Here is a 311-nt window from a genome sequence, read left to right as displayed (position 1 = left end):
GGGGGTACAATTATATTGTAGTCGCACAGTACAATAGGGTCTGGCGTTACAGGGTTTGGATTGCTGATTACCTTTATGGTAAGGGTCGTAAAGGAAACACAAGCGCTGTTGCTATCTTCCACGCGTACGTAAAGTACTTGTGGGTTTATCGGGTTGCCGTTAGGGTCCACATTTACATAAGCGGTATCGGGATCGATACGGTTGGTGTTGTCCTGTGCGTCCTGCTCTGTTAAAAAGTAGGTTACGCCTTGGGTAAGCACGCCGTTGGTTATTTCAGCGTTCTTCTGGGTTAGGTCAAAAGTGGTCATCCC

At 47.6% G+C, this 311-nt stretch carries 1 protein-coding gene; it reads right to left on the bottom strand.

What is annotated here, in order from left to right:
- Positions 1 to 311: hypothetical protein (locus tag K8089_RS16775; RefSeq protein WP_237604358.1), on the bottom strand; the 311-nt coding region annotated here is incomplete at both ends.

Source organism: Aequorivita vitellina, from assembly GCF_022008365.1.
GTDB lineage: Bacteria > Bacteroidota > Bacteroidia > Flavobacteriales > Flavobacteriaceae > Aequorivita > Aequorivita vitellina.
This window is presented reverse-complemented; position numbering and strand designations above follow the sequence as displayed.